This window comes from Dokdonella sp., assembly GCF_049593775.1.
Lineage (GTDB): Bacteria > Pseudomonadota > Gammaproteobacteria > Xanthomonadales > Rhodanobacteraceae > Dokdonella.
This window is the reverse complement of sequence record NZ_JBAWHJ010000025.1, coordinates 1-21,231: the sequence shown is the minus strand read 5'-3', so window position 1 is coordinate 21,231 and position 21,231 is coordinate 1. Positions and strand designations below refer to the sequence as shown.

The window sequence follows — 21,231 nt, the reverse complement described above, 5'->3', positions numbered from 1 at the left end:
CACCGAAGAAGCCATCGGTCGGGACGCCGTTTGTACCGCCACGACGATAGCCCTCTGAGATCGTTCCATAGAGCATGTTTTCGGGCGAGAATGTCCAGGCGACATTGCCCTTGAACAGGGTGCCGTCATCCTTCTCGGTGCCGGTCGATGTCGAACTCACGTTGAACGAGGAGTACAGACCGGTAGTCTGCTGCACGTTGGTCGTGTTCTTGTCATCGAAGTAGCGGAAGCCGCCGGTGAAGCTCAAGGTGTCGCTGGCATTCCAGGTCAGTTCGCCGTAGATGGCGGTTTCCTTGAAGTTCTCCTGTTGCCTGTACAGATAGTCCTGATCGCTGATCACGGCGTCGGTGGCGGTCGGATAGGCAGCGTCCCACCACTGTTTGAATCCACGCAAGAGGCTGTTCTGATAGCTGCTGCGATCCTGGTCGCGATAGAACACGCCGGCGACCCAGTCGAAAGTCTCGCCGCCGTCGGAGACAAGGCGGAACTCCTGGATGAAGGCATCGTCAGCGTAGCCGCGTTCTGCAGTGGCCATCGGGCGTGGGTAGTTGTAGTAGAACGCCGCCAGCCATCCGTTTTGTGCATAGAAGCCGGTGTTCTCACTGGTGATGTCGCCCTTCTGGCTGTAGTCGGCCGTGCTCGAGGTCAGCGTGGCGAAGCCGAGATCGAAGTTCGCTTCGAGGCTGGTCAGATTGACGTGACGTGCAGCCGGTTCGGCCTGGATCGAGCCGACTTCGAGATCCCGGTAGGGACGTCCATATCCATCATCACCGTAGGTCGACGCACGCCGACCGCCGAACTGATCGGCCTGAGCCATGTAACTGAGGGTAAAGTCGACAACATCGTTCGGCTTCCAGAGCAGGGATGCACGGCCATAAGCCTGCTTGACGAAGTCAGCATCCTTTTTGCTGCGGTACACCGCGGTTTCCGAGAGCACGCCATCGGGTGCGACCGGAATACCCTGGGCATCAAGCTCATAAAGATTGACGTAGTCGGTGACGCCCGGGAAGTCGTTGACCATGCCGTTGACGCGTAGCGCCCAGGTATCGGAGAGCGGAATATTGAGGGTCAGCGAGCCTGATCCGCCAATGCCATCCGAACCGTCAACGCTGGATCCACTCAGGCTGACCTGGCCACCGAAAGCATCGAGCTGGGGTGCCCGCGTAATGTAGCGCACGGCGCCGCCCAGGGCGCCCGATCCGTACAGCGTTCCCTGTGGACCGCGCAGCACTTCAACGCGTTCGATGTCCGAGAGCAGGAAGTTTGCGTATAGCGGTACGTTGTCGACGTAGGTCGCAACGGTCGGTTCTGCGGTCACCGCATAGTCGCCGAGCGCGGAACTGTCGACGTTGAGGCCACGGATGCGGATACCGTTGACGACGCTGGAGTTGCGCGCACCGCGATCGACGACACCGATACCCGGGATGAGTCGCATCAGTTCGGCAGTATCGAGAATGTGCATTTCCTCGATGGCTTCTCCGGAAATGGCACTGATGTTGTAGGGGACGTTGAGGATGTCCTGTTCGCGACCCTGGGCGGTGACGGTGATCGGCGCAAGTTCGGTTGAGTCACCCGCGTTTTCCTGCGCCTGGGCCTGGGTGATCAGGGCCGACGCAATGGCCACGGCCAGAAGTGTGTGACGAGTGCGGCAGCGTACCGCCGCGGAATTCTGTTTGCGTTGCATGGTCATGTTGGCGTTCCCCATAGTGCTGATTCGGTAGACATCGGGTTGTTGGTTGTTGGGTCAATCACGTTGTGGCAATTCAAGCTGGCCCAATCGCGTAAGCGCTTCGGAAGGCGCCCTGGCAGCGGCATAGGCTGGATAGACCACCGGGTTGTCGCGGAAACTCTTCAAGGGTTGGCCGAGTCCCTGCCAGCCACGCTCACGGCAGCGACGCAGGTAGCCGAAGTCGACTTCAAACGGAATCACTTCACGCACGCTGCCGGCCTGATAGATCACTTCGCCACCGGGGCCGCAGATCACTGAACGCCCGACGCCCATGCCGCCAGCGACATTGATGTCGACGATGTAGCACTGATTGGTAGCCGCACTGGCTCGCACGATGCAATGTTCGACATCGCGATCGATCGTGTTGGTCATGGTCGGGTGCAGGATCACTTCCGCACCGAGACTGATCAGCGAGCGCGTGGTTTCGGGAAACCACATGTCGTAGCAGATGGAGAGCCCGAAACGCCCTGCCCTGGGCACATCGAAAACGAGAAATTCGTTGCCGGGAGTAATGTCGCGTTCGTAGGGTCGAAACGGAAAGATCTTGCGGTAGCGACCGACGACCTGTCCTTCAGGATTGATCACCGGCGTGGTGTTGTACACGGCACCGTCGACTTTTTCGTAGAGCGATCCGGGTATCAGCCACAGCCCATGCGCCCTGGCCACTTCGCAAAGTTGCGCTTCGGCATCGCCTGGCAGGCATTGCGCGAATTCCGGATTGCCGCCGAATCCGCAGAGCTCACCCGCAACCACCATGCGTACCCAGGGAAAGCGCTTGGCGATGGTCGCGACTTCACTGGCAAGCTGCCCGATATTGTCGCCAGAGGAGTAGTCCGTCTGCAGGCCGGCGATGCCGAAGCATGGTTCGCGGCCGCTGTCGGACGTGGATGAAAGAGACTGGACCAAGGCAGGGTTCCGTTACCGTCGGATGACATCATCGACGTTAGCGGCAGCCGCTACGGGTCATTAGTGCCAGTTGCAGGTTGGGTATGGGGCCAGATAGATGACCCCGGAGATCGCTACCGCGCCGGTTTGCGCTTGCCTGACGCAGTGCGCGTGATCACCGCCGTGTCGGCGAGAATGCCGTCGGCGCCATACCAGCGCAACTGATCACCATCGACCACGACGGCGTAGCTGGATACTTCCGCATAGGCCCAGCGCTGCCATTGGCGATGCCAGCGGCCCTCCTCTATCCACCAGCGACCCCGATCACAATCCTCGCCGGCGTAGCCAGCGGTGCCTACCATTTCTCCGTCGCTGCGGATTTCCAGGGTGGCGGGGTCTCCATACACGGTGCTGTAAAGAAGCGTTGCACCGGAGATGGTTCTGCGCAGCGCCGCTGCACTCAGCGGCTTGATCGGCTCGTCGTCGATGTGTCGTGGCGCCATGGCCAGATCACCGCGAATCAGTCGTGACAGGTTCCTCACGCCATCACGGATCTTCTCTTCGGATATTCCGGTGATGCCCATGCACAGGGCTTCTCGCCCCCCTTCCAGCCGGGTTGGCTCGACGAGTACGCCGATCGCCGCAGCCTGACGGGCAAAGTCACGTGTATCAACCGCTTCGGGCAAGGTGACCCAGTAGGCGCTCGCGCCCGGCAGGGTTTCGATGCTGACGCGCTGATGCAGGTAGTGGTTGAGCGCATCGCGCAGGGCAATGCGTCGACCTTCGAGCACGCGACCTGTCTTGACCAGGGCGGCCGAATAATGACCAAGCCCGATGAAGTAGGACCAGCCACGCTGGATCAGGGTGGGCGGTGCGGTGCCCTGTATACGTCGCAGCTGACGCAAGCGCTCGATAAAGGCCGGCACGCTGGCGACCACACCCAGCGACTCGCCGCAGGAAACAGCCGGCGAAAGATTGCCGATGTAGATCACGCGCCCCTGCGCATCCATGGCCCGCAACGCGGGCGCAATGTGGCTGCCATCGCGCGCGCCGGGCGGCATGTCGTGTTCGACCAGCACCCCATCCGCTGCGGCGATCATGGCCAGCAACTGGCGCGGTCGACCCGAGTTCGAGGGAAAACTGCGTCGCGCACTCGTGACCACCACGGCCGCGCGCGGCAATGGACGATCTTCATATTCGTCGAGCATCGAAAGATCCGCCTGACGATCGCGCAGGCGCCGCTCGAATTCTTCGTCGACTGGTGCTTCCAGCACTACTGGCGTTCCACGTCCGACCAGAAGGCTGCCCACCAGTTGCAGGGCATGCCGGGCCGACAGCGTGACCAGAATTTCATCGGCGTTGGCATCGATACCGCGTACCGGCAAGACCTTGCCGCGGATCTGGTCGATAAGCTCGGCATCGTCCATGTCGATCGTGCTGCGGCTCCAGCCATCGATCTCGTGCCGGGAGCACGCCAGCCGCAAGGCCTCGCGCCACTCGGTATTCGGCAGCAGGGCGGCGTCGACGCAGCCTTCGATGAACGGGAACGGATACTGATGCCAGTTTCCGGGACAGCGGAAGCCTTCATCGATCGGCGCGGGCGGCAAACGCGTTGCCAATGGACCTTCCTGACCACCCCCGCGATGACCGACGGCAATACGCACGCTTGGAACATCGGTGGCGACGAAGATGCCACTGCGGGCCCGGCTGACCAGGTGGTTTTCAGCAATCAGGGCATCGTAGGCAAGACTCACCGTGTTGCGTGCGACACCGATTCGCTCGGCCAGACTGCGCGAGGAAGGCAGGCGCCGCCCCGGACGCAGCACGCCACGATGAATGGCATCGATCAATTTCTGCCGGAGTTGATGCTGGAGGCTCAGCGGACTGGCCGGATCCAGCACGATGTTGAGATCATCCATGTTGCGGGGTGCGCGCCTGATCGCGGAATTCACGGTTCCACCCGCAGAATACCAGTGCCACCCGTACGCGCCATGCCCGGGCTGCCAGCCCGCCGGACTTTGCCGGTTGAGGCGAGAATTCGGCTGCATGAAGACGGATTCTCTGCGCCTTGCAGACTCATGGTGGTTCCATGGGCCGAAAAGCGCAGGAAAAGTCGACCGTACAGGCGGATTCGCACACCTGCCGAATAAAGTCCGGCCGGCTGCTCGAATCAGTCGGTGATCGCAAGCGCCTGCTCTAGCAGTTTCAGGCCTTCCTCGAGATGTGCTTCGGGAATTGTCAGCGGGAACAGCAGGCGGATGGCTTCGCGCAGCGAACCGCAGCCGAGCACGATCAGGCCCAGGGCATGAGCCTTCTGCACCACCGCGTTGGCTGCCACTGGGTCAACTTCGTCACTGCCATGCGCGGCGAGCAGGTCGAACCCGATCATCGAACCGAGCGCACGAATGTGACCGATCGGTCGCAGATCGTCGCGCTTCGCAATGGATTGGAGGCGCGCAACGACAGTATCGCCCAGCGCATTCGCACGCTCGACCAGGCCTTCATCCTGCATGACATCCAGCACGGCAAGGGCTGCCGCGCATGCCGCTGGCGATCCTGCATAGGTTCCACCGAGACCACCCGGCTCTACCGCGTCCATGATCTCTGCGCGGCCAATCACGGCTGAAAGTGGCATGCCTCCGGCCAGGGACTTGGCCACCGTCATCAGATCGGGTTTGACGCCCGAATGCTCGATGCCGAACATCTTGCCGGTGCGCCCGAATCCCGTCTGCACTTCATCTGCGATCAGGAGAATGCCGTTCTTGTCGGCAATTTCGCGCAGTGCTTCCATCAACTCTTGTGGCGCGGCGTGGAATCCGCCTTCGCCCTGAACCGGCTCGATGATGAATGCGGCGATTTCATCAGCTTCCACATCGGCCTTGAACAGGCGCTTGAGGGCATCGAGCGAATCCTTGACGGAGATTCCTTCATGGCTGATCGGAAACGGCAGGTGGTAGACCTCGTTTGGCAGGGGGCCGAATCCGCGTTTGTAGGGAGTCGTCTTTCCGGTCAGCGCCATGGCCATGTAGCTGCGGCCATGAAATCCGCCGGAGAAGGCCACGACTGCCGAACGCCCGGTCGCCTTGCGAGCAATCTTGATTGCATTCTCGACCGCTTCGGCGCCCGTGGAAAACAGCACGGTCTTGGCCGGACCAGCCAACGGTGCGATCGCGTTGAGGCGCTCGGCAACAGCCACATAGGGCTCGTAGGCCATCACCTGAAATGCGGTATGCGTGAATTGGGACAGCTGCTCTTGTGCAGCCTTGACCACGCGCGGGTGGCAATGGCCAACATTCAGCACGGCGATGCCTGCGGCAAAATCAACGTAACGGCGACCATCGACATCCCACACTTCGGCATTGAGCGCGCGCGCGGCGAAAACCGGCATGGCGGTGGCGACACCGCGTGGCACGGCGCTTTCACGCCGCTGCAAAAGATTGCGATTCTGGGTCATGGTGGAACTCCAATGGTTGCACGCAGCTTGCTGGCACCTCGCAAAGCCTCATAGGTCCAGACACTATCAGGTCATGGGTCCAGATGGTTTGTTCGATGATCCGGAGGAGGGGGCGCTGCGGTTGACTTGCGGGACGATGGAGCCGGGGTTTCGTGCCCGAGCGTAGCCGCATGGTGCGTTGTCGCGACTGGAACCATAGGATGGCAGTCAATGACAGAGGGAAAGCCATCGATGCAGGCACAAGCGCCATTGAGCGGACTCAAGGTGATCGAACTGGGACGTATCCTGGCCGCACCATGGATCGGGCAGACCCTGGCCGACCTTGGTGCCGACGTGATCAAGGTTGAATCACCCGAGGGAGACGACACGCGACGCTGGGGGCCGCCTTTTGTTCGCGATGCCGAAGGCAATGAGCGCGAGGCGGCGTATTTCCATTGTTGCAATCGTGGCAAGCGTTCCGTGGTTGCGGATTTGCGCAACGCCGAGGACATCGCCCTGGTGAGAGAACTCGCCACCGGAGCCGATGTGTTTATCGAGAACTTCAAGGTCGGCGGCCTGATCAAATACGGCCTTGACCATGCATCCCTGGCTGCGATCAATCCACGGCTCGTGTACTGCTCGATCACCGGCTTCGGCCAGGACGGTCCGTATGCGCAGCGGGCAGGCTATGACGCGATGATCCAGGCCATGGGCGGAATCATGTCCGTGACCGGAGATGCCGACGGGCCACCGCAAAAAACCGGCGTCGCCATCGGCGACCTTTTTGCCGGGCTACATGGCGTGATTGCAATTCAGGCGGCCCTGGCACAGCGCGAACGCAGCGGTCGCGGCCAGCATGTCGACATTGCCCTGCTCGACACCATGGTTGCGATGCTGGCCAACCAGAATCTCAATTACCTGGTTTCCGGCGTGGTGCCGTCCCGCCACGGCAATGCCCATCCGAATATCGTGCCATATCAGGTTTTCGCGGTGAAGGATGGTCACATCATGCTTGCGGTGGGCAACGACAATCAGTTCGCGCAGCTCTGCGATGTAGTCGGCGAACCTGGCCTCGCCAGCGACCCGCTCTTTCTCAGAAATGCCGATCGGGTCCGCCAGAGGGACGTTCTGGTTGCGCGCCTGTCGCCGCTGCTCGGGCAGTACAACAGACGTGAAATTCTCGAGCATCTGGAGCAACGCGGCGTTCCGGCCGGCCCGATCAATTCACTTGACGAGGTGTTCGATGATCCGCAGGTCCGGCACCGAAAGATGCAGCTGGATCTGGAAGCGCCGGATTGTGCGGGGGGCCGGGCTCCGGGCGTACGTACGCCGATCCGGTTTTCCGATGCATGCCTGAACCTGGGCAAGCCGGCACCCCGACTGGGCGAACACAACGATGAAGTCAGAGCCGAGCTTGAATCCGCACAAGGTCGCTCAACGCCAAGCCGGTGACCAAACCACTACCGGGCGCACAGATCGCACGTAGCGCATTCCAGAGGAAATGGACGAGGCCTGACGCGTGGCATGAGAAGGCACCCCATCCTTGAGGAGCCCTGCGTTTCGCTCGCTCTTGTGTCCCGCGAGGGAGCGCCTGGCAATCAATGGGGCGTGCCTGCATCTGTTGCATGTGAGCGCAGCTGCTTCTCTTGTCAGCGGGATGCACAGCGCTGCCGAGTGACGAAACGCGTTTCCGCATGCGATCATGAAAGTTCAGGGAATCATGATGAAAAAACGACAAAAGCCCGGCCCGCCTGCTCTGGTCAATCCGCCTCGCCGCCCTCTTTGGCACTGGTTGCTTGCAGTCGCAGCGTTGGTCGCGATTGCATGGCTGATCCATTTTCTGGGCAATCCAACTTCCGAGCCGAAGTCCGTTTCAAGCGCGCCGGTGGCAATCGAAAAGGCTGAAGTCGCAACCGGCAAGATCTCGGAACCGGCCAGCTATGTTGGGGCTGATGCGTGCAGTGGCTGTCATGCCGATCAATTCGGTTTGTGGCAAACATCGCAACATGGCAAGGCCATGCAACATGCCACGCTGGAAACCGTGCTCGGCGATTTCAAGGATGCGAGCTTTCGTTATGCCAATACGACCTCGACCTTCTTCCGCCGCGGCGATGAGTTCTGGGTGCGCACCGATGGTGCTGATGGTCAGATGGACGACTTCCAGATCAGTTACACGTTTGGCCTGTATCCCTTGCAGCAGTATCTGATCAAGTTTCCCGATGGGCGCATGCAGGCACTTTCCATCGCGTGGGATTCACGGCCCGCGAAAGAAGGCGGGCAACGCTGGTTTCATCTCTATCCCGAAGAAAACGTCGATTTCAAGGACGAACTGCACTGGACCAAGGGCCAGCAAAACTGGAACTACATGTGTGCTGACTGCCACTCGACCCACTTGCAGCGGAACTACGACGAAGCCACGGATCGCTACGCGACCACCTGGAGCGACCTCAATGTCGGTTGCGAAAGTTGCCACGGGCCTGGCTCGGCGCATGTCGCCTGGGCCAGCGACCCCAACGATGCGAGCGATGCAGCAGGCATGGGCTTGTCGATTCCACTCGACAAACGGCAGGGCGTCACCTGGATCCCTGATCCGGCCACGGGCAATGCCAGTCGCAGCACGCCGATGCGCGACAATCTCGAAGTCGAGACCTGTGCGGTGTGTCACGCCCGTCGCGGCTCTGTCAGCACGCATGCCGATCCGACGGGTCGCCTTCTCGATACGCACAATCCTTCGCTGCTGACCGAGACCCTTTACTTCGCCGATGGCCAGCAACTGGATGAGGTCTATACCTACGGCTCGTTCCTGCAGTCGAAGATGCACGCGGCAGGGGTCACCTGCAGCGACTGCCATGATCCACACACGGCCAAGCTGCGCCTGCCCGGCAACGGCGTTTGCGGGCAATGTCACAGTGCTGCCAAATACGATGTCGCGGAGCACAGCCACCATCAACCAGGAAGCGCCGGTGCCGAGTGCGCGAACTGCCACATGCCGACACGGCCCTACATGGTCGTGGACCCGCGCCATGATCATTCCATGCGCATTCCGCGCCCTGATCTGAGCGAAGCGCTGGAGACACCCAACGCCTGCAACAACTGCCACACGGATCAGGACCCGGCATGGGCAGCGGCAGCCATCGAAGAGTGGTTCGGTACCGAGCGCAAGGGTTTCCAGAATTGGGGCGAGGCTTTCCATGCCGCACGCAATGGCCAGTCCGGTTCAGTCCAGAACCTGGCCAGGCTGTTTGCCGACCCGGAAGTACCGGGCATCGCAAGAGCCACCGCCCTCGCCGAAATGCAACGCTTCCCCAGCCGCTTGCTGCTCGCCGCGATCACGGATGGCCTGGCCGACAAGGACCCGATGGTACGGATCGCGGCGCTGGACGCGTTGACCGGACTGCCGGTGCAGCTGCGCTCAAAGGCAATACCGTCCACCAGCGACGAAGTCCAATCGGTGCGTGCGCGTGCAGGGCGCGCCCTTGCGCCAACCGACATGAATGCATTGACGCCTCAGCAGCGCGCCGACGTCGAGCGCGGCTTCGAAGCTTTCGAGGCCAGTCAGCTGGCCATTGCGGAAAGACCCGAAGCGCACCTCAACCTGGGCATTTACTTTTCAGAGCGCAATGATCCGGGGCGTGCGGAATCCCAGTATCAGCATGCGATCAGGCTCGATCCCGGATTCGTTGCGGCCTATGCCAATCTGGCCGATCTGTATCGGGCGACTGCACGTGAAACCGAAGCGGCACGTACCCTGGACGAAGGTCTGGCGGCCGTGCCTAACGATCCCACGCTGGTCCATTCCGTGGGTTTGTTACGCATTCGAGAAGGGCGCACGAAGGAAGCACTGGAGCTGTTTGCACAGGCCCATGCTTCGGCACCTGCCAACACGCGCTTTGCCTACGTCTATGCGGTGGCCTTGCGTTCAGACGGCCAGCCACAAAAGGCACAGCAGGTTCTCGACCGCGCACTGGACGGGGCGCCGAATGCGCCCGATCTGCTCTACGCACGGGCATCCTATGCACTCGAAGATGGCGACATGCCAGTTGCTAGCGAGTTCGCGAATCGCTTCATCAGTGTCGCTCCCGAGGATCCCAGGGCGATGTCGCTATTGCAGGCGACCAACGCGCGCTAAGACGCGTGCAAGGTCCGCCTTGCCTGCAGAAATCGTGAGCACTGGTCGCCCTTGCGACTTTGCACACCGAAGCGTGACCAAGCAGTATTGCTTGATCACGCTCGCTCGAACGGGCGTCATGACTCGAGCGGTCCGCAGCAGAATCCGCACGATGGGGCGACCAGCACATTGAACACCGCCCATCGTGCGGCGCAATGGTCGAACCCGGCTTTTCGAGTTCGCAGCAAGGATTGCGCGACCCCGGTACCCTGGGCGTTGACTTGGGCAATCGCAACTGCATTCGCCATGGGAAATGCGGATGTTCCGACCGCTCGGCAACAGGTTCGCGCGCTGCGAAAGCCCCGGAGATGCAAATGTTCACGTCGAATGACGGCGGCGTGTCTGGGCCAACTGCGTTAAGCTGCCGCCCTCGGGAAACGTTGCGCAAAGTCACGATGACTTCCTGGGACGCAAAGGGCCGATCGGCCGTTGCAAGCAGGATATTGAGTCAAACTCGTCAGGAGCTCGCCATATGAAACGTCCGTTGTTGTTCCTCATCAGCATCCTTGTTGCGATCATGATCGCTCCAAGCATTGCGCTCGGAGCCAATAAGAAGCCGAACATCCTCATAATCTGGGGAGACGACATCGGCTGGTACAACACCAGCGCCTATAACCAGGGCGTCATGGGGTACCGCACACCCAATATCGACCGCGTCGCCAAAGAAGGCGCAATGTTCACTGACTGGTACGGCGAGCAGAGTTGTACTGCCGGCCGCTCAGCCTTCATTACCGGACAGAGCGGCTATCGAACCGGCAATCTGAAGGTCGGCCTGCCGGGTGCAAAGGAAGGTCTTCAGGCTCGCGACGTCACCCTGGCCGAATTGCTCAAGGCACAGGGCTACATGACTGCCCAGTTCGGCAAGAACCACCTGGGCGATGCCGACGAGACACTCCCCACCGCGCACGGCTTCGATGAGTTCTTCGGCTCGCTCTACCACCTCAATGCCGAGCAGGAGCCTGAAAATGAAGACTATTTCAAGGATCCGGCACTACAGAAGAAGTACGGCACCCGCGGTGTGATCCATACCTGGGCAAATGACGACGGGACCCAGAGAATCGAGTCCACAGGCGCGCTCGACATGAAGCGCATGGAAACCATCGATGACGAGGTAACCAAGGCGACACTCGAGTATCTGGAAAAGGCAGCCAAGTCCGACAAGCCGTTCTTCCTCTGGTGGAATGCCACCCGCATGCATATTTTCACTCACCTGAAGAAGTCGAGCCAGGGCGTGACGGGCCTTGGTGTCTATCCCGATGGCATGGTCGAGCATGATGCTCATGTTGGTCAGATTCTGGACAAACTCGACGAGCTCGGTCTCGACGACAACACCATTGTCATGTACTCGTCCGACAATGGCGCAGAGAAGTTCAGCTGGCCGGATGGCGGCACCTCACCCTTCCGTGGCGAGAAAAATGACAACTGGGAGGGTGCGTACCGCGTCCCGACGATGATCAAGTGGCCTGGGGTCATCAAGCCCGGAACGGTCAACAATGACATCTTCTCGCACATGGACATGCTGCCAACCCTGATGGCCGCTGTCGGCGTTCCGGACGTGAAGGAACAATTGTTGAAGGGCATGAAAGTTGGCAAGAAAACCTTCAAGGTGCACCTTGACGGCTACAACATTACCGACGCAGTTGCCGGCAATGCTCCAGGCCCGCGCAAGGAGTTCTTCTACTTCAATGATGATGGCTCGCTGGTGGCACTGCGATTCAATCAGTGGAAACTGGTGTTCCAGGAGCAGCGCGCACACGGCCTTGCTGTCTGGGAAGAACCGTTCACGCAACTGCGTTTCCCGAAGCTCTTCAACCTTCGCACCGATCCGTTCGAGGAAGCTGACCAGATCGGAATTGGCTACGCGAAATGGCGACTTGACCGGGCCTTCCTGCTTGTTCCGGCGCAGGAATACGTGGCTCAGTTCCTCGCCACCTTCAGGGAATTCCCGCCTAGCCAGAAGGTCGGAACCTTCAGCCTCGATGAAGTCATGAAGCAGCTCTCGGCACCGCCGCCAGCCAGCAACTGACGTCATTTACTGAAACGTGCAATGAACTCTGGGCCGTACTCGTTGCAATCGGGTACGGCCCTTTTTTGTGGCTGACATGTCCAGAAAAACCAGTCCGCGCAAATTGACTGCTGCAGAGTCACGATCAGACCGGGATGGGGCGCCCGTCCGAGGTAGTATCTGCGTCTCCTGTCTCGCCGGCTTGCTGGTCGCCTCAGGCGCGGCCGCACTGGTTTACCAGATCCTCTGGATCAAGCAACTCGCGCTGATTGTCGGCGTCGATGTCTACGCCGTAACAACCGGTGTTAGCGCCTTCTTTGCCGGGCTTGCACTCGGCGGCTTGCTGCTTGGCCGCCGGGCAGACCGGATGAAAAGGCCATTGCGCCTTTATGCATGGCTGGAAGTCTGCGTTGCCGTAGCCGGCCTTGCAATGACGTTGGCGCTCTCGCATACAGCCCCGCTTTTCGCATCACTTGAGCAGAAGAGCAGCGCGCTAGCCTGGTCACTGGTATTCCTGATGGTGGCTATCGGCCCATTCCTTATGGGCGGCACTCTGCCGGCGATAGTCCGATCTCTCCAGCTTGCGCCCGACCGCATTGGCAGCGGCGGCGGCTGGATGTATGCCTCCAATACCAGTGGCGCTATCGTCGGTGCGCTGCTTGCCTCCTTTGTGTTCATACCGGCATTCGGTATCCATGGCTCGGCGCTGGCTGCCGCGGGTCTCGGGCTGTTCGCCGCAGCTGGCGGATTCCTGCTGGACCGCCGTGTGTCGAATCAACCCGAAAGTGAGCCGCACTCCGGCAGCTCTGCCCTGCTCAAATCCTCTGCCATTGCCATTCCCTTTTACGCTGTCGCTGGCGGATTGGCATTGGGATACGAAGTGGTCTGGTCGCAAACGGTCGTGCAATTCATGAGCACGCGCAGCTATGCGTTCTCCGTGATGCTGGCAACTTACCTCGCCGGATTGGCAATCGGCGCGGCCCTGTATTCTCGTCGCGCGGATCGGGTTCGGGATGCCTGGGGAATGTTTGGCGTACTCATCGCCGCCGCAGGAATGGTCGCGTTGGTCGAGATTACGATGCTCGGCCCCTGGCTGGGCAATCTCCAGTCCAGTGCAGATCGCCTCGTATTCGACCTGACCGAAAGCAGGCTTGCCGGCATGTGCGCCCGTTTCGCCATTGCAGCAATCTATTTTGTTCTGGTGCCGACAATACTCCTCGGTGCTGCGTTTCCAGCAGCACTGAGGTTGATCGTCGATGCCAGGCATGTTGGACGCGGGATCGGCAAGGTCGTCGCGTGGAACACACTGGGCGGAATCGCTGGAACGGCGATCACCGGTTTTGCTCTGGTTCCGAGATTCGGATTGGTACGAACACTCTCCATTCTGGCCGTCATCGCCGCGATACTTGGCTTGCTTGCTGCACTTCGCGGCGCGACGGGTCGCAGCCCTTCCCGTTGGGTGGCGGTAGCAGTTGCCGTGATCACCGCCGGCGCAGCCGTCCTGACCCCAACGGACCGCCTTGCCAGCTTGCTGGCCGATACGCGGGGAGGCGGCACGATGGTTTTCTACAAGGAAGGCGAAAGTGGAACAGTTGCCGTTATCGAGCAATTGGCGGGTCAAAAGGCATTTCGCCGCCTGTTCATCCAGGGAGTATCAAACACTGGCGACAGCCTGCCTTCGCTTCGCTACATGCGCCTGCAAGCCCTCCTGCCGCTGATTATCCACAACGGCGAACCTAGGTCGGCGCTGGTTATCGGACTCGGTACCGGCATCACGTCCGGCGCCCTGCTCCGCTTTCCCGCGCTGGAGCAACGCGTGGTTGCCGAGCTGCTGCCCGAGGTGCGCGATGCCACGTCCAGCTTTGAAGGCAACTACGGCGCAGCCAGCAACCCCGGCCTGGACATTCGCCTGCGCGACGGCCGGCGCGAATTGCTCAGTAGCGAACAGAGCTACGACCTGATTACGCTCGAGCCACCGCCACCATCGGCGGCTGGCGTGGCCAATCTGTATTCGACAGATTTCTATGAGCTTGCGCGAGCAAGGTTGCAGCCCGAAGGGATCCTGGCCCAGTGGCTCCCTTTGCCCACGCAAAACGATGAAGACACCCGATCGCTGGTGCGCAGTTTTCTCGACGTGTTTCCACATGCCTCTCTGTGGTCGACCGAGCTGCACGAAATGTTGCTTGTCGGGTCAATGGCCCCCGTCAACCTGCAAGTCCCACGCATCGTCGATCGGTTCAGTCAGCCCGAAGTTGCCAGCGCCCTGTCCGAAGTCGGCATTGACTCGGCTGCAGCCCTGATGGCTACCTGGATCACCGATCGCGCTGGGCTGGAGGCTTATGCCGGCGATGCGCTCCCGGTAACCGACGATCGACCTCGCATCGAATACGCCGACTGGGTCCGTCATGACGAACTGCAACGCGTGCTGCCAAACCTGATCATGCTTCGCAGCAATCCGCCACTGCTGGGTGCCAGCGCCGATTTCGAGGCAGCTGTTACCGAGGATCGGCAGCGACTGCTGCTGTTCTATCAGGCCGCGCTGAATGGCAGTGCCGGTCATCGGGAGCTGTGGGCGCGGGATCTGAACCGCGTGCTCCGGGGCGATGGCGACAACGCCTACTATCGCTGGTTCGGAGGCACGGACCGCTAGGAGAGCAACGTCTCGCTGGGCGTTCCATCCGGCGCTTGAAGCCGGATGGACTTCAACATGCGCCCCTGACATGGTTTGACCCGGCACTTTCTGCACAGGTCAGGCCACTAAAGCATACGCTTGAGCGGGGGTTTTCATGGCGAGCGCCTGATGAGGCCGCTCGGTGTTGTAGAACTGTATCCAGTCGCTGAGAGTTCGACTGGCGTGCTGTTGGCTCTCGAAGCGATGCCGATGCACGCATTGCTCCTTGATTGTACGGATGACGCGCTCGACCATGCCGTTCTGTTGCGGGCAGTACGGCGTGATGAACTCCTGCTGCAATCCATAGCTGCGAACCAGCCGGGTGTAGCTGCGACTGGTGAAGACCAGGCCGTTGTCGGAGCGAAGCAGGAACGGCGCCTTCACGCGTCCCAGTGTTCCGTAGCGAGCGATCAGGGCATGCTCCAAGGCTGCAGCTGCGGTTGTCGCCTTGCCGCTGCGCGACAGATGCCAGCCCAGCAGTTCTCGCGTGTAGCAATCGATCACCAAGGCCAGGACCAGCCAGCCGTCACGACCGCCCCACACTCGACACAGATCGGTTGACCAGCGCTGGTCCGGGCGTTCGGCCACCGACTTCTTCGCCTCAATGCGTGGTCGGCAACCAACGGCGCGCTTGCGCACCTGCCAGCCCTTGAGCTGGAAGATGCGCTGCACCGTGTTCTTGTTCATGTCGAGCAAGCCCGCCACGGTGCGATACCCGAACGCCGCGGCATTTCGAACCAGCGGCACAGACGTGCCGTCGACACCTCAACGCTCTCCTCGCGCAGTCCCTGCTGGATCGTGACCATCAGGTCTCGTCCTTGACCAACAGGGATTGCAAATTTTCTCCTGCGCGAAGCTCCAGCATCGCTTCGCCGTAGGCTTCCTGCAGATCCTTCAGTTGGCGCTCGTACTGCTCGCGCACATCCTCAGGCTTCGCACGCAGAGCGCTCTCCATTCCCGACTTGCCCTGATCGACCCATTCCTCAATCTCTGCAGGCGTCGAATCAAACTGACGACTGGCTTCGGTAACCGTCGTCTTGCCCTGGATGATCTCCAGGACCAAAGCGGATTTACGTTGTGCCGTCCAATACTTGATCTCTTCTTCCATCACTGCGCTCATCGGTGTTTCCTCCGAAGGTCGCACCTGAGCAGATATTTACTGGGTCAATACATTGCAGACTTGCCGGCTCCTGATGTCCGGGCATATCGCAGATCATGTTTCCGCCGCCCGCGAACCTTCATGTCAGGGTGACGAGGATGGCGCTTGAGGAGGGCCTATCAACGGGGTGTCCACCGGCTTGGCCAGCCCGAAAAAAACCACCGTGCTATTGGCTGCGAAGCGGGTAGACGACGCCTCATCCGGCACCTGGTGGAAACCGGCACGTGTCTGGTCCCAGCTATTGGCGACCCAGACGTTGCCGGCGGGATCAAGAGCGACGCCCGTAACGGTTTGCAGACCGCCGATGTAGCCGCCCGGGGTAGAAATCGGATCGCCTGTTTCAACGCCCGGCGGACAGGTCTCGGTGCGCACACCACACAGTTGGGTGAGGGAGTGGCTCATGGAATTCGAGACCCAGACGTTGTCATTGCCGTCGATGGAAACGCCCCAGGCCCCGTTCATGTTCTTGCCGGAATCGAAAGGACCAAGAACCGTGCCGTCTGGGCGGATCATCGAAACATCGCCGCCGGGATACCTGTCGCTGATCTCCCACAGATCGATCCACTCCTTGGCTGCGCGTACCTCGGCCGAGGTTGAATCCTCGTGACTCGCTATTTTCGCTTCAAGCTTTTCCTTGATGAATGCCAGCATCTCCATCTTGCCGGGGTGGCCGATGGAATTGGCCACCCAGGCATTGCCCTTGCTGTCGATGGCGATGGCGTGCGGGCTGTACCCGACCTCAATCTCCTCGGCCTTGCCTGGGTCCCTGGCCGGAAAGCGGGTCACGGTGTTGGAGCCACTATTGGTGACCCAAATCCGATCCTGCTGGTCTATGGCCACGCCGAACGGCTTGTTGACCAGAAGGCTGCCATCTACCGGCTTGCCGTCCACGGCTCGGCCAAAAATGCGGCCTTTGGAAGCATCGCCTTGAGGCAGATAGACGATCTGGCTGTGCTCGTTGTCCAGAGTCCATACGTCACCCTTGGGAGTGACCATGATGCCTTGCATCTGCCCCAGCTTTCCGCCGAGGTTGTAGCCGGACTCGGGCGAAAGTGGCTCACCAGTCTTGCCATCGAACTGGGAAATGGTGCTGCCGATGATGCTTGTGACCCATATCTTGTCATCTGCGGAAACCGCTAGGCCCCATCCGGCAGCGTCAACACCACCACCGCGAAAGCCCGTGATCATCGGCGAAAGTGGTTTCCCGTTCGGCGCGAATTTCGATATGCCGCCACCAACCCAGGAAAATATCGTGGTTTGCCCCCCGGCCAGGAAGTTGTTGGCCGACCACATGTTGCCCTCAGCATCGATCGCAATGCCACCCACTCCGTTGTAGCCACCCCCGGAGTAAACCAGCGACAGCGTCCACGCGCTGGGCGCGAAGTTGAGGTACGGGATGTTGGCCACGTCGCGCCAGCGTTTTCCTGCCGGGACGGGATGGAATTCGTCCAGCAATCCGAATAGTTTCTCCGCATTGTGAGACGGATGGCGGGCGATATTCTGCGCTGCGGAAAGCGTATTGGTTGGCGCGATCCCGCCCGGCGGCGTGGCCACTTCGAAGAGTTTGCTGCAGGCGTCCGGTATAGCGGTGACACAACCCGACAGCAGAATGCCCAGCGTATTGAATTTGGCCAACGTGGTGGTCTGCGAACTGTTCAGCGAATCCATGATCACCGAGCCCAGGCCTCCTGTTTCAAGATCGACCAGATTCGGCACGTTTCCGGCAGCGATCCTGAGCCCCAGTGCATTGCCGCTCAATGCAGTGTCGTCAAGAAACTGAGCGCCCGTCCATGCGGAGGCAACGGTGGTGAGCTCGTTGATCGTCACGCGCTGCAGAGGCCTGGCCCCCAACGTCGCCATCAAGGTGATTGCGGGATTCGGTCCCTTGCCAGGTCGAAGCGTCGATTCGCCGCTCGCAGCGATCAGGTAGTACACGCCGCTGCTGTCGCGCCCCTTGGCAATCGCCAAATCATAACGGCCTTCATTGTTCGTCGTCGTCTCGCTGATCTTCTCGGGCGAGCCCTGGCCCGCCAGCCAAAGAGTCACGCCTGCCCCGGAAACCGGCGAACCGGCCGCCTCTACTCGCCCTTCGACACGGTTAGTGGCGAAAGCAGACACGGGCAGGAGTGCGGCCAAGATGGCGAGAGCGGCGCCTTTCGTGGATTGAATCGTCGGCTTTTTCACGCTCTCATCTCTCTTGTCTGTTCTTGCATGGGTGGTCGGTGTCGGCGCCCATTCACGCAGCTTCCGACAGCCTGAAGAGTAGGCCTACACCCCTACAAGGGCAACGAGAGCCTAGCGTCGCACACACTCAAGGGCTTTCTTCAGACTATCCTGGCACGCCTGACAACTTCCTGGGAATCGGCACCAGCCAAAACTGGACGATTTCGGCGAAACGACCCGAGTTGAGGGGCACGTTTTTCATGAAGAAGTCGACGTACTCCGAAGAACGGATTGCGTTCGCCATGCGTCAGGCAGAGCGCAAGCCGACCGTGGCCGAGGCATACGGGAACATGGGCTTCTCCAATGGCAGTTGGCGATACTGGAAGAAGAGAATCGCAAGCCGAATCAACTGGTCTTTGACCTGATTCCGGACAAGGCCATGCTGCACCATGTCATCCAAAGAATGCTCTGAGGCCAGCGGAGTTCAAGACACTGGTCGGCCATTTGCATGAGGTAAATCGCGTGAATCTCGGGGTTGTGTCGGCTGCTCAAGCAATCGCGTACGACCGCGACCAGTACGCGCCGCAAACCCCGCGGCTGGATGCACCCTTGACCCAACGCATCCAGGAAATTGCCCCAGTCCGCGTGCGCCAAGGAGCACGCCGATTCCGTGACTTTCTTCGCCGGGAGATCAAGCACAAATGCGTGCATCGCTTGCAAGTGCTGGCATGATTGAATCTCTGGACCAGACTCTCGCGCCGCCGCAAGACAGCGACCGATCGACTGCAGCGGCCAGAACTGACGGCGCCCCAACAAGGTTGGAGCATTGATTTTGATTCTTCGCACTCTTCGATGGTCGGCACCGTCGAGGATTGACGGTGGCTGACAACTTCGACTGGTTGCACCTGGCCATTGAGGTCGGTCAATCCTTCAAGGCGAGGACGTGACGGACAAATTGGAACGCAACCGAATCAAGACCGGAGGACCGAGTCGAATACCAGCTGACAATTGTTCGGAGTCCATCAGCAAAGCGCTGGATCAGAGGGCGTACGACCCCGGGATCACGATCGACTCCTCGCGCCCAGACAAGTCAACGGACAACTCGTTCAGCGAACCCTTCAATGAATCCTTCAGACCCGAGCGCCTGAATGCGCACTGATTCCACTCGCTCGAAAACGCCCGGGAAAAGAGCGGAAAACTGGAAAATGGGTGCAACCATTTCCGTCCGAATTTGGCGCCGGGCGATGCTGCACCAACGAAATTCGCGAAGGCGTTTCGGGCATTCAAAAATTGTCGGAATCTCCAACATCAACCGGCGCTAGAACTGGGAAGTTTCGCCAGTTCTCGTCGTCGCGGACGCGGTTCCAACGAAATCCGCAACTTGAGTTGATCGCTCGGCTATTTCTTTGGATAGAGCAATGTCACGACGAAGCGCAGGCCCCACTGTGAATCGCTTTGTGGCTGCTCCACGTAGTAGCGAACGCCACCTTGCAAGCTGACCAGTTGCTTGCCCCAACGTGTGACCTTGCTGTACGCAAGGTTCAAGGGAACCGTCGCCTTGTCGGTCTCCCAATTGTATGACGATTCGAAATTGACACTGATCGTACGTCCCTTGCCCAGCCCCTTGGCGAGGAACGGCTGGAAGTAGGTGCCATTTACATCGGCGCGATTGTCGTCACCTGCGAATGACCAGATCTGGTTGATCAGGGCGCCATAGGTCCAGCCGCTGGAGGTCTGCTTGAGCACAACCGCCGTTGGGCCGGCACCCCACTTGCCGGTACCCAACAGGTCATCGGTACCAGTCGGAATCAGCAGGACCGGACCCACGCCCCAGACCCAGCCGCTGGCGGTTGGCGCCTTGGGCGAGAAGAACAGGCTCTGGGTGGTGTCACCCAACCCGAACTGGCTGCCGGCGCCGGGAAAGATGTCGCCCTGACTGATTATCGGCACGATGGTGCGCGAAATCATGTTCCAGTCTTCGCTGATGGAGACCGGAATGACCGGCTGGACGTTCAGCGTGGTCTTGGTGCCTTCCTCAGCCGGACCAACGTTGTCATCCCAGTTGAGCTGCAATGGAACACTGGTCAGGCTCGCAATCGGGTTCGACAATTGCTTGGCAAGTTCATCCTCGGAGGTTTGCCCCAGCGCGACAGCGGAGTATCCGCAGATGATGGCGCAAGCAGTGGCGGTCAGTGTGTTGCGAAGTGAAAGACCCATATTCATTTCCATTCTTGAAAGCACGCCGCCATGGCAGCTGTTGTCCTGGTCAAGCCGGCATTCCAGCTCGACCAGGAAGTGACCGTCAGCAGGTCTCGAATCAGAAATTGAAACCGTAACCGAACTGCGGACCGTGCAGGGTCAAATCCGTGTTGCTGACATCGGTTGGAAGATCGGCATTCATGTAACGGTAACCAAACAACCACTCGCCATTTTTCATCGCATAGCTAAGCGTGGCTGCGGTGTTGAAAGTGCCATCGGTATCGCCCCAGGAGCCATCGGCACGCACTGTCATGCCCCAGCGATTTCCGAAATCCCACTTGTAGCGGAAGCCAAGCAGGAAGTCGCTGTACGATTCGCCCGGGTTGACGCTGAGGGTCGGAAATTCTGGATTGGTCGGCTCGAACTTGATCTTGAGATCAACATCGATGTAGCGCAGGCCACCGAATACTTCGAATCCGTTGAAGCGCTCACCGCTCGGGCTCCAGACCATGGCGAGGTCAAACAGCGTGGCATCGAGATCCGAATCGGTGCGCAGCAGGTTGAAGCTCCTGCTATCGCCGAGACTCAGGTAGAGGTAGTCGGCAAACACGCCAACATGGTCACCCTGACCCTCCACGTGAAGCATGAATGCTCCATCCAGCTTGTCGAGAATGTTCTTGAAGCTTGAATCAGAGCTTGATTCGGAAGGAGGGACATCGCGCGAGTGGTCCGTGCTGATGCTGGCGCCCCAGATGTAGGGAGCCACTACCCAGCTCCAGGCATCGCCTTCTGCCGCAACGGCATGGGATGAAACAGACG

General features: G+C 60.1%; 13 protein-coding genes and 1 pseudogene. 5 read left to right on the top strand and 9 right to left on the bottom strand.

Going from position 1 to position 21,231, the window contains the following annotated elements:
* The 4 genes from WBP53_RS00885 to gabT form a co-directional block, all read right to left on the bottom strand.
* On the bottom strand, positions 1-1,690 hold a 1,690-nt coding region (locus tag WBP53_RS00885; protein ID WP_423924990.1), incomplete at its 3' end, for a TonB-dependent receptor.
* 54 nt (positions 1,691-1,744) lie between these two features.
* Positions 1,745-2,635, bottom strand: coding sequence for a carbon-nitrogen hydrolase family protein (locus tag WBP53_RS00880; protein ID WP_423924988.1), 891 nt, complete (start codon positions 2,633-2,635; stop codon positions 1,745-1,747).
* 113 nt (positions 2,636-2,748) lie between these two features.
* Positions 2,749-4,566, bottom strand: coding sequence for a PLP-dependent aminotransferase family protein (locus WBP53_RS00875; protein ID WP_423924986.1), 1,818 nt, complete (start codon positions 4,564-4,566; stop codon positions 2,749-2,751).
* A gap of 218 nt (positions 4,567-4,784) precedes the next feature.
* Positions 4,785-6,068 carry a 4-aminobutyrate--2-oxoglutarate transaminase gene (gene gabT / locus WBP53_RS00870; RefSeq protein ID WP_423924984.1) on the bottom strand — a complete coding sequence of 428 codons (1,284 nt, stop codon included), beginning with the start codon at positions 6,066-6,068 and terminating at the stop codon, positions 4,785-4,787.
* A gap of 210 nt (positions 6,069-6,278) precedes the next feature.
* On the opposite strand from gabT, the gene WBP53_RS00865 reads away from it, so the two are divergent.
* The 4 genes from WBP53_RS00865 (at position 6,279) to WBP53_RS00850 (ending at position 14,870) form a co-directional block, all read left to right on the top strand.
* Entirely contained in the window at positions 6,279-7,499 is a 1,221-nt protein-coding gene (locus WBP53_RS00865) for a CaiB/BaiF CoA transferase family protein (RefSeq protein ID WP_423924982.1), read from the top strand.
* A 271-nt stretch (positions 7,500-7,770) separates the two neighbouring features.
* Positions 7,771-10,176 carry a tetratricopeptide repeat protein gene (locus WBP53_RS00860; protein ID WP_423924980.1) on the top strand — a complete coding sequence of 802 codons (2,406 nt, stop codon included), beginning with the start codon at positions 7,771-7,773 and terminating at the stop codon, positions 10,174-10,176.
* A 511-nt stretch (positions 10,177-10,687) separates the two neighbouring features.
* Entirely contained in the window at positions 10,688-12,241 is a 1,554-nt protein-coding gene (locus WBP53_RS00855; RefSeq protein ID WP_423924978.1) for an arylsulfatase, read from the top strand.
* A gap of 76 nt (positions 12,242-12,317) precedes the next feature.
* A complete protein-coding gene (locus WBP53_RS00850) occupies positions 12,318-14,870 on the top strand; it encodes a fused MFS/spermidine synthase (protein WP_423924976.1) in 2,553 nt (850 codons plus the stop codon).
* A 99-nt stretch (positions 14,871-14,969) separates the two neighbouring features.
* Here the strand turns inward: WBP53_RS00850 and WBP53_RS00845 are convergent, their stop codons facing one another.
* From WBP53_RS00845 to WBP53_RS00835, 3 genes are all read right to left on the bottom strand, one after another.
* Entirely contained in the window at positions 14,970-15,578 is a 609-nt protein-coding gene (locus WBP53_RS00845) for an IS3 family transposase (protein ID WP_423924974.1), read from the bottom strand.
* Positions 15,579-15,696: 118 nt separating this feature from the next.
* Entirely contained in the window at positions 15,697-16,011 is a 315-nt protein-coding gene (locus WBP53_RS00840; protein WP_423924972.1) for a DUF1153 domain-containing protein, read from the bottom strand.
* 123 nt (positions 16,012-16,134) lie between these two features.
* Entirely contained in the window at positions 16,135-18,234 is a 2,100-nt protein-coding gene (locus tag WBP53_RS00835; protein ID WP_423924970.1) for a hypothetical protein, read from the bottom strand.
* 239 nt (positions 18,235-18,473) lie between these two features.
* On the opposite strand from WBP53_RS00835, the pseudogene WBP53_RS00830 reads away from it, so the two are divergent.
* Positions 18,474-19,489, top strand: a pseudogene (locus tag WBP53_RS00830) (integrase core domain-containing protein); the annotation flags it as partial.
* 122 nt (positions 19,490-19,611) lie between these two features.
* Here the strand turns inward: WBP53_RS00830 and WBP53_RS00825 are convergent.
* Positions 19,612-20,430: a transporter gene (locus tag WBP53_RS00825; RefSeq protein WP_423924968.1), complete on the bottom strand. Its 819-nt coding sequence runs from the start codon at positions 20,428-20,430 to the stop codon at positions 19,612-19,614.
* 100 nt (positions 20,431-20,530) lie between these two features.
* Positions 20,531-21,231: hypothetical protein (locus tag WBP53_RS00820; RefSeq protein ID WP_423924966.1), on the bottom strand; the 701-nt coding region annotated here is incomplete at its 5' end.